This is a genomic window from Xanthobacter luteus (assembly GCF_040049235.1).
GTDB lineage: Bacteria > Pseudomonadota > Alphaproteobacteria > Rhizobiales > Xanthobacteraceae > Xanthobacter.
Genome location: NZ_JBDZDO010000001.1, coordinates 800,244 through 813,956, shown reverse-complemented (window position 1 = coordinate 813,956; position 13,713 = coordinate 800,244). Strand labels below are relative to the sequence as shown.

Sequence of the window (13,713 nt, the reverse complement as noted above, 5' to 3'; positions counted from 1 at the left end):
CCAGAGCGGCGCACGCGCGGCGGTTCAGAACGGGTTCCAGGTGGGGGTCGGCGTGAACTTGAGGTAGCCGAGATTGGCGCCGAGGCGCACGCCCACGCCCGAGCGGATCGGCACCACCACGATGCCGTCGGCGCCGAGCGCTGTCATGCCGAAGCCGGCCACCACATAGGCCGAGCCGGAGAGGCCGCCGAACCGGCGGAAGATGTCGTCCACGCTGCGCAGATTGTAGACCAGCACCATGGTGCGGGCGCCGTCGCCGCCGAAGTCCCAGCCCACGGAGGGGCCCTGCCAGTAGACCTTCAGGTCGCCGGCATTGCGGGTGTAGAGCACGCCCTCGCCGTAGCGCAGGCCGCCGATGAAGGCGCCCGAGCCTTCCTGGCCGAGGATGTAGCCGTTGGGCTGGCCCCACTGGCCCACCGCCTTCTCGATCGACAAAGCGAGCCCGCGCGAGATGCTGCCGAAGAAGGAGTGGCCTTTGCTGACCAGCTCGTTGGTGGAATAGGTCTGGGGCGGCTGCTGCTGGGCCGCGGCCGGGCCGAGGGCGGCGATGGCGAGGCCGAGCGCCAGCAGCAGGCTGGCGGGGCTCAGACGCGGCAGGCGGAAGCGCGGGACCAGGGGCATGGGGGCTCCGACGGTGAGCTTCGATGAGGTGGCGCACGAAACGACGGCGTGCGGACGCGGCGGCTGGAATACGGCGGAATGGACACGGCCGATGGACGCGGCGCGCTCCGACTCACGGGACATTGTGGCGGGTAGTGTGACGCTGTTGAGGCGCCGCACGGGTTTTGCCGCCCTGTCGCACGCCAATCACCATGGCGGATTCGGATTATCGTTCCCTTAACCGGGTGCCGCCCCAGGGGTCCGGCCGGCGGCGCGCCCCGCGCCCCAGGCGACGAAGCCGTTGACCTTGAAGCCGCGGTCCTTGTGGCCGTAAGTGAGGGGCGCGCCGTCGGTGCGCGCGACGGTGCCGCCGGCGGCGTTCACCAAAGCATGGCCGGCGGCGGTGTCCCATTCCATCACCGTGCCGAAGCGCGGATAGAGGTCCACTTTGCCTTCGGCCACGAGCCCGAACTTGAGCGCCGACCCGGCGGGGATCAGTTCGGCCACCTCGTGGCGCGCCACGAAGGCGTCGGTCAAGAGGTCGCCGTGGGAGCGGCTGGTGGCGACGCACAGCGGCCCGTCCGGCACCCGGCGGCAGCCGATCGGCTGCCAGTCCTGCGCGTCCACCGGCGCGCCGGGCGCCCGCACGGCGCGGAAGGCGGCGCCGGGCCGGCCGGCATAGAGCAGAGCGAGGGCGGGGGCGTAGACGACGCCGAGCACCGGCAGGCCGTCCTCCACCAGCGCGATGTTCACCGTGTACTCGCCATTGCCGGAGAGGAATTCGCGGGTGCCGTCGAGCGGATCCACCAGGAAGAAGCGCAGGCCCGGCTCCACGTCCGCGCCCGCCGCGTTGGCCTCCTCGGCGATCACCGGCACGCTTGGGGCGAGCCGCGCGAGGTGGTCGCAGATGATGGCCTCGGCCTCGCGATCGGCCTTGGTGACGGGGCTCTTGTCCGCCTTCTCCTCCGGCGTGAAGCCCTCCTGCTCGACCCGGCGGATGGCGAGGCCGGCCGCCAGCGCCGCCTCGGCGAGGCCGGCCAGCAGCGGGGAGTCGGTGGGAAGCGGGGCGCGAGGCATCAAGCGGGGCTCGGTCATGACGCGCCTCCTACCACCGTTCCCGGACCGCGTCGACGGGAGGGCGGCGGCGCCGCACGCGGTGGTTTGCCTCTCGTGCCGGCTCCGTTGTATCAGAGCCGACCTTGCCCATAGGGATTCGGGCGGGCGGCCCGGCCCATGCAGGATCCGGGCGCCCCGGCCTGCCCTCGACCAAGCGGGAGCCGCCATGTCCACCACCGCCGCCGGCACGGCGCCTGAGGTTTCCGCGCTCGATCTCGCCGCGCTCCTGTGCTCGCGCGTGTGCCACGACGTGATCAGCCCCGTCGGCGCGGTGGTGAACGGCGTCGAGGTGCTGGAGGACAAGGACGCCGCCGACATGCGCGAGGTGGCGCTCGATCTGATCGCCAAGAGCGCGCGCCAGGCCTCCGCCCGGCTCCAGTTCACGCGCCTCGCCTTCGGCGCGGCCGGCTCGGCCGGCGCGCGGCTCGACCTCGGCGACGCCGAGCAGGTGGTGCGCGGCATGATCGAGGACGAGCGCACGGCGGTGGACTGGCGCCTGCCGCGCGAGCTTCTGCCGAAGAACCGGGTGAAGCTGCTGCTCAATCTCGTCCTGATCTCGACCACCACCATTCCGCGCGGCGGCACCATCGTGGTCTCGGCCGAGGGGGAGGGCGACGCCATGGGCTTCAGGCTGGCGGGCAGTGGGGTGAGCGCGCGCATCCCCCAGGGGGTGGAGGCGCTGATCGCCGGCGTGGCCCCGGAGGGCGGCCTCGATGCCCACGTGGTCCAGCCTTATTATGCCGGGATGCTGGCGCGCGAATGCGGCCTTGCCGTGCGCTTCGCGCTCGACGGCGACACGGTGACGCTCACGGCCGCCTGACGCTCGCCCCGACGGCACGCCGCGTTCGGACCGACGGGCGTTGCCGATGGGCCGGCGGCAAATAAAGCGCCCCGCCCGTGGCCGGGCGGGGCTGTTGTTGCGAGGAAGGCCGGAAAGGGATCAGACGGCGATGCGCTCGGCGCCGGGCATGGGCTCGCGCAGCACATAGCCGCGGCCCCACACGGTCTCGATGTAGTTCTTGCCGGCCGAAGCGTTCGCGAGCTTCTTGCGCAGCTTGCAGATGAACACGTCGATGATCTTGAGCTCCGGCTCGTCCATGCCGCCATAGAGATGGTTGAGGAACATCTCCTTGGTGAGGGTGGTGCCCTTGCGCAGCGAGAGCAGCTCCAGCATCTGGTATTCCTTACCGGTCAGATGCACCCGGTTGCCCTCCACCTCCACCGTCTTGGTGTCGAGGTTGACGATCAGGTCCGCGGTCTGGATCACCGATTGGGCATGGCCCTTGGAGCGCCGCACGATGGCGTGGATGCGCGCCACCATCTCGTCCTTGTGGAACGGCTTGGTGAGGTAGTCGTCGGCGCCGAAGCCGAAGCCCTTCACCTTGTCCTCGGTGTTGGCGAGGCCGGAGAGGATCAGGATCGGCGTCTTCACCTTCGCGACCCGGAGCGAGCGCAGCACCTCGAAGCCGGACATGTCCGGCAGGTTGAGGTCGAGAAGGATAATATCGTATTCGTAGACCTTGCCGAGATCGACGCCTTCCTCACCGAGGTTGGTCGTGTAGACGTTGAAGCTCTCGGTCTTCAGCATCAATTCGATGCCCTTGGCCGTCGCACTGTCGTCCTCGATGAGCAAGACGCGCATGGCAATCCCTTTCCTCGCAACTGCTCGAAAGACGGCCTGGGCCGCCTTTCGCGTGCTCGGGCGACGGGTGATTCGCGTTAGGTCTGTAGAATCGTTAACAGATACCGATTCTCTTCCACAAGGGTGCGCGGAAAAATCCTTGTGCACGGGAGTCAAGACTGACTCTGTTCCAAGCACTTAAGTCTTTCCGCGCGCCCCCGGCACGCGACGATCCCCGCCCGAGTTCCCCCGGACGCCGGTCGGGCGACGCACTCGACGCCACCCGAGCCTCAACGTCATGATTAATGAAGGGGGTAAACGATTGGTTGCCGTGGGGCAGGTTCCCGCGATTTTCTTGTCCTGCGCACCGCGGCGGTAAGAAAGGCGCAACCGCAATGGCCCATTCTCCCTCGGTCGAGGGTCCCCGCTTGAGCGCCGCGACCTTCTCATCCCAGTTGCGTCCGGAGTAGACGGTGATGAAGTCGCGAGAGCCCCTGATCCGCGCCAAGAGGTTCCAGATCGACGACAAACGCCGGCGGCTCGCGCAGATCGACACCATGATCTGCGAGTTCGAGCGCATGGCCCAGGAGCTCGACCGCGACATCGCGGCCGAGGAGCGGCGCTCCGGCCTCTCCGACCCGAGGCACTTCGCCTATCCGCCGCTCGCCATGGCCGCGCGCAACCGGCGCGACAATCTGACTCACTCGGTCGGCGAACTCAGGACCCAGCGGGAGGAGGCGAGCGCCGCGCTCGCCGAGGCCGAGGCCGATCTTGCTCTGGTGGAAGCGGCCGGCGAGCTCGACCGCGCCGGCAAGGCGGAGGCGGGAGCGCGCCGGGCCGCCTGGCGTTCCGGCGAAGCCATCCGCCCCTGATTGGGGTGCGGCATGCCGCCTGGCGCGCGGCGCGCGGCCACCGGCGGCGGTCGCGGCTGGTATCGCCGTAGCGAAGTTGCGAGAAAAGAAGGAAATTCCCCCCATTCCGGCACCCCGTCGGGGGCGCCGCGTGGCGACAAACGGCCGAGGCTCCGCTAGGTTGACGGCGACCAACGGTTCATGAGGTCGTCATGGCGCTCACCCGCGAGGTCCAAGATCTGATTGCGCAGGTCGCGGAGGACGACCGGCGCGCTTTGGCCGAGCTCTATCGCCTGTCGGGAGCCAAGCTCTACGGCATCGTGCTGCGCATGCTGCGGCGCCCCGAGCGCGCCGAGCAGGCCATGCGGCTCGCGTTCGTGCGCATCCACGCCCAGGCGGGGCAGTATCAGGCGTCCGAGGAGCCTGTGGCCTGGCTGGTCGCGATCGCCCGCGCGAGTGCCCTCGACATCGCGCGTTCGCATGCCGAGGACGGCGCCTTCGAGCCGTTCGATGCGCCGCCCGCGGCCGACGATCCCCTGCGCTGGCCGGAGCGTAGCCCGGCCCTGCGGCGCCTGCTCGGCTGCCTTGGCGCCCTGTCCGAGGAGCGCCGGCGCATGGTGCTCCTTGCTTATTACGACGGCTGGAGCCGCGACGCCCTCTCGGTCTATTTCGATGCGCCGGTGCCCGCAGTGAAAGCGTGGATCGCCCGCAGCAGCAGCGAGATCGCAACGTGCCTCGCCCGTCGTCCGTGAAATCCCAGGCCAGCGACCAGGATCGCGATCTTGCGGCCGAATATGTTCTCGGCACGCTGGACGGCGCGGAGCGCGAGACGGCGCGCCAGCGCCTGCGCGCGGATCCCGCCTTCGCGGGGCTGGTGCGCAACTGGGAGCGGCGCCTGGCGCCCCTGCACGAACTGGCGGTGCCGATCGCGCCGCCGCCCGCGCTGCTGCGCGCCATCCTCGCCGACCTGCCGCAGCCGCTGCGGCCGTCGCGCGCGCCGGAACCGAAGCCGGCCCCGACCGCCGCGCCGGAGCGCGCGCCGCCGCCGCCCGCGCCGCGCGCTCCGCCGCGGCGGCCGGTGCCGGTCCGGCAGGTCGGCCCTCGGCCTCAAGCGGTCAAGGTGATGTCGGCGGCCGCGGGGCACGCGGTGGCCGCGCTGCCGGCGCCGGTTCCCCTGGACCGCACCGAGGCGCTGCGGGCCATGAGCGAGGCCATCGCGGGGGAATGGGAGAGCCTGCTCGCGGGCATCGACCAGCTGGAGGCGGATATCCGCGCGGCGGCGAGCGCCGCTCCGGCCCCGCCGCGAAGCGAGGCGGCATCGGCAGCTGCCGCGCCGGGCGGGCCGGCGGCGGATGCGGCGGCGTCCGGCGACGCGGCAAAGGAAGAGGCACAAAGGGACGGCGCAGAAGGGGACGGCGCGCCGCCCGCGGAGGCGCCGCTGCGCACGGTGCGCAGCGGGCTGCTCGGCCGCATCGTCGCGCGGTGGGGGCGCCCCGCGTCCGCCCCGTCGTCCGGCGCGGCCCTGCCGGAGCCACCGGTCACGGCGCCGGCCCTGGACGCGGGCGGCGCCGCGCCGGTTCCGGACGGGCCGATCGTCCTGCTCCAAACGGCCAAGGACCTGCCGCCGCCAGCGGTGGCCGACGCGGCCGCTCCGCCGGTTTCCGGGCCGGACCATCCCGGAGACGGGGCGCCGGCCGCGTCGGCGGACCGCACGCCGCCCTTCGCGGGTGCCGCCCCGTCCGCCGGCATCGCCGGGGCGCGCGAGGGATCGGCGCCGCCGGACCGCGCGCCGCAGCAGGACGACGCCGTCGGCGCCGACCTGCTGCGGAACGGCTGCGACGGGGCAAGCGCGCCGGACCTGTCCGGCGGCGGGCTGACCCTGGCCGATCTCCCGGCCGCGGAACCGGCTGCTCCCGGGCCTGCGCTGCGCGAAACCGTGCTGGCGCAGTCCGCGCCGCCGGAGCCGGCCGCGGCCGATCCGGAACGGTCCGCGCCCGCCGGTCCCGGCGACGCCGCATGCGAACCCGTGGACGCCGCCGCGGTCCCGTCCGGCGCCGAGGCCGTGCCGCACGCATCCGCCGCAGGCGCGGCACCCGGGACGGCCGCTTTGCCGGCAGCCGAGGCGTCCGCCGCGCCGCGCCGCGCGTCCCAGGACCCCGGCCTCTGGCGCGCCGCGGCGGCGGTGCTCGCCATCGTCGCGGTCGGTCTCGCCTCGCTCGTCGCCTATCGTCAGTGGGTCTGGCCGCGGGACGGGAACTACGTCGCCGTGCTCCAGCCGCAGGCAAGCCCGGCGGTGGCCGTGCGCATCGACCCGCAGACCGGCGTGCTGTTCGTGCGCGCCTTCACGCCGCCGCCGCCGGCGGGCATGGCCTATCATGCCTGGCTGCGGCCGGTGGAGGGGCAGGCGCTGCCGCTCGGGGCGTTCTCGTCCGGCCTCATGGTCCGCGCGCCGGGGCTCGGCGCCGTGGGCCGCGGGGGGCTGCGGACGGCGACGGTGGCGGTGACGCTCGAGCCCGCGGGCGGGGAGGCGCCGCGGGCGCCGCGCGGCGGGGTCCTGTTCGAAGGACGTCTGGTTCCCGAATGAGGCCGTGCCCGCGCCGTTCAGGCGCCGGCCTGGACCGCCCTCGGCTCGAACACCGCAGAGCCCGCCGGGCTGAAGGCGACCACCCGGTTCCGGCCGAGGCGCTTGCCCTCGTAGAGCGCGTGGTCGGCCTGCTGGATCAGGTCCTCCACGTCGCCGAAGCCCGGCGCGCCCGGATCGTAGCTGGCCGTGCCGATGGTCACGGTCACCTGCGCCTCCTGGCCGCGGACCGGCGGCAGCTGCGCCTGGGCCACGGCGCGCAGCCGTTCGGCGACCATGCGGGCGATCTCGGCATCGGCGCCGGGCAGCACCACGCAGAATTCCTCGCCGCCATAGCGCCCGATGAAGTCGCCGGCGCGCAAGGCGGAGCGCGCGCTGCGGGCGAAGGCGCGCAGTACCGCGTCGCCGGCCTGGTGGCCGAACCGGTCGTTCACCAGCTTGAAGTGGTCGATATCCGCCATCAGCACCGAGAGCGGCCGGCGCTTCGCCTGGGCCTCCTCCAGCAGCAGGCGCGCCCGCAGCAGCGTCATGCGGCGGTTGACCAGACCGGTGAGCGCATCGTGGGAGGCGAGACGATCGAGCACCATGAAGAGCGAACCCATGCCCCAGGCGACGGCCAGGCAGATGGCGGTGAGCAGCACGACGGCCTGCGGGAAGCCGTACATCGCCGCGTCTGGCGACAGCTTGCCGCTGAGGACGCCGATGCAGCGCGCGAGATGCAGCAAGGCGAAGCTCGCCAGCAGCACCGCCGCAACCATGCGCGACAGGAGCGGGGCACCCGCTTCGCTCTGCAGCAGCGTCGCGCTGCCGAAGCCGGCCCACAGCGCCACCGCCAGCGAAACGATGACGATGCGCACGCCCAGCTCGTCGCCGAACGCGAAGGTGAAGGCGATCAGGCCGAGGCCCAGCCCGGTTCCCCCCAGCACCAGGCCCATATGCGGCTCCCGCCCGTCGAATACCCGCACGCCGGAGATCAGGAAGCCGAGGCCGAGAAAGATCAGCCCATTGCCGAGCAGAGCGGAGACCGGGACCGGCAGGCTCTCGCGTAGATAGACGATGAAGCACCCCAGGCCGAAGCACAGGCTGGCGCCGGCCCAATGGGAGAGCGCCTCCGCCTCCACCCGCGCATAGGCGATGGCCTGCATCGTGCCGACGAGCAGGCTGAGGATGGTCGCGGTCAGGAAGAGGGTTCCGATGTCGAGTCCCATCACGTCCTGATTGCCCCTCCCTGCGCGCATCGCGAGCTAGGTCGGCAAAATTAAACGAATTGATGCAGGCGGCAATGGGGTACGCCACCGGCCCGCGGGCGATGCCGATCCGGCGCGGAAGGCGGGGCCGCCGCGCAAATGGTTTCAATTTTCCCGCATCGCGCTCTAGATCTGGCCGCCTGCCCGAGGAGACCGTCATGGCCGATCCGATCCTGCCTCGCCCCGTGGACCGCGCGCTCGATCCGAGCTTCCGCCACGGCCAGTCGACCGAGCCGAACTATTCCGGCGCCGCCTCGTTCCTGCGCCGGCGCTACGCGCGCGACGGCGGCGGCGCCGAGGTGGTGGTGTGGGGCATCCCGCTCGACGTCACCGTCTCCAACCGGCCCGGCACGCGCTTCGGCCCGCGCGCCATCCGCGCCGCCTCCACCATCCTCGACGGCGACCCGTTCTTCCCGTTCGGCTTCGATCCGTTCGCGACGCTCGACGTCGCGGATGCGGGCGACTGCGTGTTCGACTACGGCCTGCCGGCCGGCATCCCCGCCGCCATCGCCGCGCAAGCGCGCGCCCATTATGCGCGCGGCAGCCACCTCGTGACCCTGGGCGGCGACCATTTCCTGACCTATCCCATGCTGAAGGCGCTCACCGAGCGGCTCGGCGGGCCGGTGGCGATGGTGCAGTTCGACGCCCACCAGGACACCTGGGACGACGCCGGCGACCGGGTGGACCACGGCACCATGATCACCCGCGCGGTGAAGGACGGGCTGATCCGGCCCGAGCGTTCGGTCCAGGTGGGCATCCGCACCCATGCGCCGCAGACCTACGGCATCGAGATCATCGACGCGCTGACCGCCGGCGAGATGGGGCCGGCCGCCCTTGCCGCCCGCATCGGCGCCCGGGTGGGGGATGCGCCCTGCTACCTGACGTTCGACATCGACGCGCTCGACCCGGCCTTTGCGCCGGGCACCGGCACGCCGGTCTGCGGCGGGCTCACCACGCGCGAGGCGGTGTCCTGCCTGAGGCGCCTCGGCGCCTTGAACCTCAAGGGGTTCGACGTGGTCGAAGTGTCCCCGCCTTATGACCACGCGGAGATCACCGCGCTCGCGGGCGCGACGCTGGCGAGCGTCTATCTGTGCCTCATCGCCGAACGCAAGGGCAAAGGAGCGAGCCCTTCGGTGTGAGGCGCGGTTACCCCGCCCGCGGGTTCCGGCGTCTTGCCGGAACCCGGCTTGTGCGGTGCGGCACGATGTGCGAGACCGCCGCCCGGCGAGCAACCGGAGGCGGATGTGGGCGGACAGCGGCCCGGGCGGACGGATTATCTCATTCCGGTTCTGGCGCTCGGATTTGCGCTGGCTCTGTTCCTGTGGCCGAACCTCGCGCCGGAGCACAACGGTCCGGGCGCGGGGGTCGCGAGCCTCATGGCGACCCTGCTCCTCACTGGCGCCGCCTTCGCCACCGTGGCCCATTCCGACCTCGTGGCCGCGCGCCTCGGCCAGCCCTTCGGCACGCTGGTGCTCACCTTGTCGGTGACCACCATCGAAGTCTCGGTGATCGCCTCCTTGATGCTGAACCAGGAGAACAACCCGACCCTCGCGCGGGAGTCGGTGCTGTCGGTGATCATGATCGTCACCTCGGGCATCGTCGGCCTGTGCCTGCTGCTGGGCGGCTTCAAGCACCGCGAGCAGCACATCATGCAGCAGGGCATCACCGGCTATCTGTCGGTGATCGTCGCCCTCGGCGTGATGCTGCTGATCCTGCCCAACGAGACCCACGCGCACACGCGCGGCACCTTCACGCCGTTCCAGCTGGCCTATATGGCGTTCGTGTCGGTGGGCCTCTACGGCGTGTTCCTCTACATGCAGACGGTGCGCTACGCGGAGCATTTCGAGGCCCAGCAGCCGCGCCACGGGCACGATAAGCCGTCGCCCCGCCAGTTCGCGACCGCGCTCGTCATGCTGCTCCTGAGCCTCGGCGCGGTGGTGGCGCTCTCGCGCCACGTGGCGTCGGGGGTGGAAACCTTCCTCGGCCAGTTCCAGCTCGCCGATCCGGACGCGGTGAAGGGCGCGCTGCTGGCGGCGCTGGTGCTCATGCCGGAGGGCATCAGCGCGGTCCGGGCGGCGGCGCGCAACCATCTGCAGCACAGCCTCAACATCGCGCTCGGCTCGGTGCTCGCCACCATCGCGCTGACCATTCCCGCCATGGCGGCGATCAGCATCTATATCGGCAAGCCCATGGTGCTCGGCCTCGATCCCGAGGACCGGACGCTGATGGTGCTGACCTTCGTGCTGTGCATCCTGTCGTTCGGCACCGGGCGCACCAACGCCCTCACCGGCATCATCCATCTGATCGTGTTCGGGGTCTATGTGATGCTGCTGTTCGTCCCCTGAGCCGCGGCGGTTCGCCGGTGGACAGGGGCAAAGCGAGGTGGCATGGTCCCGCCCGACGTCGCAAGCGAGGCGCATGAGCCGTGAAGACCCTTCTGCTCTATATCTTCACCTGGTGGGAAAAGCAGACCGTGGGCACCTGGTGGTGGACCCGGCGCTTCGGCGAGCACGTGGGCGACGACGAGTTCGGCAACCGGTATTACCGCACCAAGGGCGGTGCCATCGATCCGACCCTGGGCTTCGAGCGCCGCTGGGTGATCTATAGCGGCTACGCCGAGGCCTCGATGATCCCGCCCAGCTGGTGGGGCTGGATGCACCACCGCGTGGACACGCCGCCCACCGAGGAGAACTACCAGCCCCGCGACTGGCAGAAGCCGCATCGGCGCAACATGACCGGCACGCCGGCCGCGTATCGCCCCAAGGGCTCCGTGCTCGCCGGCGGCCTGAGGCCGCGCGTCACCGGCGACTACAAGGCCTGGACGCCGGGCGAGTAACGCGGTGCCGCGGATTTCCCACGGGCACGCGGCAGCTGCGCGGGCGCAGCTTTCCGTGACGCTGGCGCCCTTGGTGGCGATCGCCCTCGCGCTTGCCCCGGCGGCGGCCTTGGCCCAGGCCGGCCAGCGTCAGGGCATCGAATCCCTGCCGGCCCCGGCCCCGGCGCCGCCCGGCCTGGTTCCCCGTCAGCCGATCCAGCCGCGCCCGCAGCAGGCACAGCCCGCCGCGCCCGCCCAGCCCGTGCCGCCGGCGGGGCCGCAGACCACCACCACGCCGGAGGGTGACGTGGTGGTGGTGCAGCCGCCGTCGGTGAAGATCGCCAACGCCTTCGCGGTGTTCGCCGGGCTCGACAAGATCACCGGGCGCATCCGCACCTTCGACGTGGCGATCGGCGAGACCGTGCAGTTCCCCAACGAGCACGGCCTGCAGGTGACGCCCCGCGTGTGCTACACGCGCCCGGCCACCGAGCAGCAGAACACCACCGCCTTCGCCGAGGTGAACGAGGTGACGCCCAGGGGCGAGGCCAAGCGCATCTTCACCGGCTGGATGTTCGCCGCGAGCCCGGGCCTGCACGGCGTGGAGCACCCGATCTATGACGTGTGGCTGGTGGGCTGCAAGGCGCCGATCCCCGAGACCACCGCCGGCCAGCGGTAGAAGTCGCCCTCGGTCTGGAGCGCCTGGTCGAGCAGGCGGTGGTACTGGCGCCGCGACACCTCCACGGCGCCGAACGTCTTCAGGTGGCTGGTGACGAACTGGGTGTCCAGCAGCCGGAATCCGCCGGCGATGAGGCGCCCCGCCAGATGCACCAGCGCCACCTTCGAGGCGTCGCGCTCGCGGTGGAACATGCTCTCGCCGAAGAACGCGCCGCCGAGGCGCACCCCGTAGAGCCCGCCCACCAATTGCCCGTCGCGCCAGGCCTCCACCGTGTGGCAGCGCCCGCGCCGGAACAATTCGCCGTAGAGCTTGCGGATGCGCTCGTTGATCCAGGTCTTCTCGCGCCCGTCCTGGGGCTCGGCGCAGCCGTCGATGACGCCGTCAAAGTCGGTGTCGACCCGGATTTCGTACTTGTCCGAGCGCACCGTGCGGGCGAGCCGGGAGGAGACGCGGAAGCCGTCCAGCGGGATGATGCCGCGCCGCTCGGGCTCGATCCAATAGAGGCCGGGATCCTCGGCGCTCTCGGCCATGGGGAAGATGCCGCAGGCATAGGCCTTCAGCAGCACGTCCGGGGTGATCTCGACGATCTGGTCTGACAGGCGGCTCATGACCTCAAGACTAACACCAATTCGCGCGACTTCATGGCAGGCCCACGCTTGGGGCCAAATCTCGGCACCGCTCCGGCCGCGCGGAGCCGGCGTCAGCCCCTTGCCAGGAAGGCGCCGATGCGCGCCACCGCCTCGCGCATGTCGTCGGCCGAGCCGGCATAGGAGATGCGCAGATGCTGGTGGCCGTGGAACGGGTCGAAGTCGACGCCGGGGGTGAGCGCCACATGGGCGGCATCCAGCAGGCGGGTGGCGAAGTCGAGGGAATCGGCCGTGAAGTCCGAGGCGTCCGCATAGAGGTAGAAGGCGCCGTCCGCCGGCAGGAAGCGCGTCAGCCCCACCTTCGGCAGGCCCTCGGTGAGGATGCGCCGGTTCTCCACATAGGTCCGCTTGATCGCCTCCATCTCGGCGCGGCCCTCGAAGGCCGCCGCGGCGGCGATCTGCGACAGGGTCGGCACCGAGATGGAGAGGTTCTGCTGGAGGCGCTCCATGGTGCGCACCAGAGCGGGCGGCACCACCATCCAGCCGACGCGCCAGCCGGTCATGCAGAAATACTTGGAGAACGAGTTGATGACGGTCACGTCCGCGCCGAACTGCGCCGCGCTCACGGCCGGGAAGGCATAATCGAGGCCGTGATAGATCTCGTCCGAGATGAAGGCGATGGAGAGCTCGCGCGCGCAGTCGATGAGCGCGGCGAGCGCCGTCTCGTCCATCATGGTGCCGGTGGGATTGGCGGGGCTCGCCACCAGCACGCCGGCGAGCGGCGCCTCCCGGTGCGCCCGGCGCAATTGCGCGGGGGTCAGCGCGTGGCGGTCCTCGGCGTGGGTCTCGATCAGCACCGGCCGGCAGCCGAGCGCGCTCAGCACATGGCGGTAGGGCGGATAGCCGGGCGCGGCGATGGCGACCCGGTCGCCGGCCTCGAACAGGCCGAGGAAAGCGAGGATGAAGCCGGCCGACGAGCCGCTCGTCACCACCACCCGCTCGGGGTCGAGGGCAAGGCCGTAGGCCTCCCCGTAGTGCCGGGCGATGCGCGCGCGCAGCGCCGGGATGCCGAGCGCCGTGGTGTAGCCGACCGGTCCGGCGGCGAGCGCGTGCGCCGCCGCGGCGCGGGCTTGCGCGGGGGCGGGGGCGGCGGGCTGGCCCACCTCCAGGTGGATCACCTTGCCGCCCGCCGCCTCGATGCGCGCGGCCCGCTCCATGACGTCCATCACCATGAAGGGGGCGACGGCGCTGCGCGCGGAGGCGGCGACGGCGTGGGGGCCGGACGCGGGCGGACGGGGCGCATGCATGGCGTTCACTTCCTCGCGGGCGGCGGCGCGGCGTGCCGGAACGCCGTCTTGCCGCCGCATTCTGTCTGTCCGTAGGGCACCGGGGCGACGCCCCGACATGACCTCGGGCGCATTGACCCGACGCGATGTCGAGGCCAGTGTCCCCACTCCTAGCGCGCGGCCCGCCGGGCGCCAAGGGAGCAGCGGCGGCAAAGGTCGGCGCCAAGCGGGGTCAGGGTGCCTCCCGCGCGCCGCCCGCAGGGCATCTACCTGCGGCCCTGCCGCTCCATCATCGAACGGCTCCGGGCACGGGGCGGAAACGGAACGACGAAG

Annotated in this window: 14 protein-coding genes; 8 read left to right on the top strand and 6 right to left on the bottom strand. The window is 71.6% G+C overall.

Features of this window, described 5'->3' with window-relative positions:
* Positions 1 to 24: 24 nt before the first annotated feature.
* Both ABLE88_RS03925 and cysQ read right to left on the bottom strand, forming a co-directional pair.
* Complete coding sequence (locus tag ABLE88_RS03925) at positions 25 to 621, bottom strand: DUF1134 domain-containing protein (RefSeq protein WP_348830151.1); 597 nt, start codon at positions 619 to 621, stop codon at positions 25 to 27.
* A 216-nt stretch (positions 622 to 837) separates the two neighbouring features.
* Complete coding sequence (cysQ, locus tag ABLE88_RS03920; RefSeq protein WP_510182869.1) at positions 838 to 1,644, bottom strand: 3'(2'),5'-bisphosphate nucleotidase CysQ; 807 nt, start codon at positions 1,642 to 1,644, stop codon at positions 838 to 840.
* Positions 1,645 to 1,882: 238 nt separating this feature from the next.
* Between cysQ and chpT the strand changes: the two genes are divergently transcribed.
* A complete protein-coding gene (chpT, locus tag ABLE88_RS03915; protein WP_348830149.1) occupies positions 1,883 to 2,536 on the top strand; it encodes a histidine phosphotransferase ChpT in 654 nt (217 codons plus the stop codon).
* Positions 2,537 to 2,656: 120 nt separating this feature from the next.
* Here the strand turns inward: chpT and ctrA are convergent, their stop codons facing one another.
* Positions 2,657 to 3,358, bottom strand: coding sequence for a response regulator transcription factor CtrA (gene ctrA / locus ABLE88_RS03910; protein WP_348830148.1), 702 nt, complete (start codon positions 3,356 to 3,358; stop codon positions 2,657 to 2,659).
* A 455-nt stretch (positions 3,359 to 3,813) separates the two neighbouring features.
* On the opposite strand from ctrA, the gene ABLE88_RS03905 reads away from it, so the two are divergent.
* The 3 genes from ABLE88_RS03905 to ABLE88_RS03895 all read left to right on the top strand — a co-directional run bounded on the left by ABLE88_RS03905 (position 3,814) and on the right by ABLE88_RS03895 (position 6,772).
* Complete coding sequence (locus tag ABLE88_RS03905) at positions 3,814 to 4,209, top strand: flagellar export protein FliJ (RefSeq protein WP_348830147.1); 396 nt, start codon at positions 3,814 to 3,816, stop codon at positions 4,207 to 4,209.
* Between the two features lie 191 nt (positions 4,210 to 4,400).
* A complete protein-coding gene (locus tag ABLE88_RS03900) occupies positions 4,401 to 4,940 on the top strand; it encodes a sigma factor-like helix-turn-helix DNA-binding protein (protein ID WP_348830146.1) in 540 nt (179 codons plus the stop codon).
* Complete coding sequence (locus ABLE88_RS03895) at positions 4,919 to 6,772, top strand: anti-sigma factor domain-containing protein (protein ID WP_348830145.1); 1,854 nt, start codon at positions 4,919 to 4,921, stop codon at positions 6,770 to 6,772. Before ABLE88_RS03900 ends, ABLE88_RS03895 begins: the two co-directional genes overlap by 22 nt.
* Positions 6,773 to 6,789: 17 nt before the next feature.
* On the opposite strand, the gene ABLE88_RS03890 is transcribed toward ABLE88_RS03895, so the two are convergent.
* Positions 6,790 to 7,977: a GGDEF domain-containing protein gene (locus ABLE88_RS03890; protein ID WP_348830144.1), complete on the bottom strand. Its 1,188-nt coding sequence runs from the start codon at positions 7,975 to 7,977 to the stop codon at positions 6,790 to 6,792.
* Positions 7,978 to 8,174: 197 nt separating this feature from the next.
* Here ABLE88_RS03890 and speB point away from each other — a divergent pair, with 197 nt between their 5' ends.
* From speB to ABLE88_RS23780, 4 genes are all read left to right on the top strand, one after another.
* Positions 8,175 to 9,155 carry an agmatinase gene (gene speB, locus ABLE88_RS03885; RefSeq protein ID WP_348830143.1) on the top strand — a complete coding sequence of 327 codons (981 nt, stop codon included), beginning with the start codon at positions 8,175 to 8,177 and terminating at the stop codon, positions 9,153 to 9,155.
* A 105-nt stretch (positions 9,156 to 9,260) separates the two neighbouring features.
* Positions 9,261 to 10,361 (top strand): calcium:cation antiporter, encoded by a 1,101-nt coding sequence (locus ABLE88_RS03880; RefSeq protein ID WP_348830142.1) that lies wholly within the window; start codon positions 9,261 to 9,263, stop codon positions 10,359 to 10,361.
* Positions 10,362 to 10,441: 80 nt separating this feature from the next.
* On the top strand, positions 10,442 to 10,852 hold the full coding sequence (locus ABLE88_RS03875) for an NADH:ubiquinone oxidoreductase subunit NDUFA12 (protein ID WP_348830141.1): 411 nt from the start codon (positions 10,442 to 10,444) through the stop codon (positions 10,850 to 10,852).
* A gap of 55 nt (positions 10,853 to 10,907) precedes the next feature.
* Positions 10,908 to 11,507, top strand: coding sequence for a DUF2155 domain-containing protein (locus ABLE88_RS23780; RefSeq protein WP_510182844.1), 600 nt, complete (start codon positions 10,908 to 10,910; stop codon positions 11,505 to 11,507).
* On the opposite strand, the gene aat is transcribed toward ABLE88_RS23780, so the two are convergent.
* Both aat and ABLE88_RS03860 read right to left on the bottom strand, forming a co-directional pair.
* Positions 11,444 to 12,115 carry a leucyl/phenylalanyl-tRNA--protein transferase gene (gene aat / locus ABLE88_RS03865; RefSeq protein WP_348830140.1) on the bottom strand — a complete coding sequence of 224 codons (672 nt, stop codon included), beginning with the start codon at positions 12,113 to 12,115 and terminating at the stop codon, positions 11,444 to 11,446. The genes ABLE88_RS23780 and aat overlap by 64 nt on opposite strands.
* A gap of 92 nt (positions 12,116 to 12,207) precedes the next feature.
* The gene (locus tag ABLE88_RS03860) at positions 12,208 to 13,401 is read right to left on the bottom strand and encodes a pyridoxal phosphate-dependent aminotransferase (protein WP_348830139.1); all 1,194 of its coding nucleotides are present in this window, start codon (positions 13,399 to 13,401) and stop codon (positions 12,208 to 12,210) included.
* Positions 13,402 to 13,713 lie beyond the last annotated feature (312 nt).

What these genes read in the sequence shown, in the direction of transcription:
- ABLE88_RS03925 (WP_348830151.1), bottom strand. Translation starts at nt 621, where the DNA reads ATGCCCCTGGTCCCGCGCTTCCGCCTGCCGCGTCTGAGCCCCGCCAGC.
- chpT (WP_348830149.1), top strand. Translation starts at nt 1,883, where the DNA reads ATGTCCACCACCGCCGCCGGCACGGCGCCTGAGGTTTCCGCGCTCGAT.
- ctrA (WP_348830148.1), bottom strand. Translation starts at nt 3,358, where the DNA reads ATGCGCGTCTTGCTCATCGAGGACGACAGTGCGACGGCCAAGGGCATC.
- ABLE88_RS03905 (WP_348830147.1), top strand. Translation starts at nt 3,814, where the DNA reads ATGAAGTCGCGAGAGCCCCTGATCCGCGCCAAGAGGTTCCAGATCGAC.
- ABLE88_RS03900 (WP_348830146.1), top strand. Translation starts at nt 4,401, where the DNA reads ATGGCGCTCACCCGCGAGGTCCAAGATCTGATTGCGCAGGTCGCGGAG.
- ABLE88_RS03890 (WP_348830144.1), bottom strand. Translation starts at nt 7,977, where the DNA reads ATGGGACTCGACATCGGAACCCTCTTCCTGACCGCGACCATCCTCAGC.
- speB (WP_348830143.1), top strand. Translation starts at nt 8,175, where the DNA reads ATGGCCGATCCGATCCTGCCTCGCCCCGTGGACCGCGCGCTCGATCCG.
- aat (WP_348830140.1), bottom strand. Translation starts at nt 12,115, where the DNA reads ATGAGCCGCCTGTCAGACCAGATCGTCGAGATCACCCCGGACGTGCTG.
- ABLE88_RS03860 (WP_348830139.1), bottom strand. Translation starts at nt 13,401, where the DNA reads ATGCATGCGCCCCGTCCGCCCGCGTCCGGCCCCCACGCCGTCGCCGCC.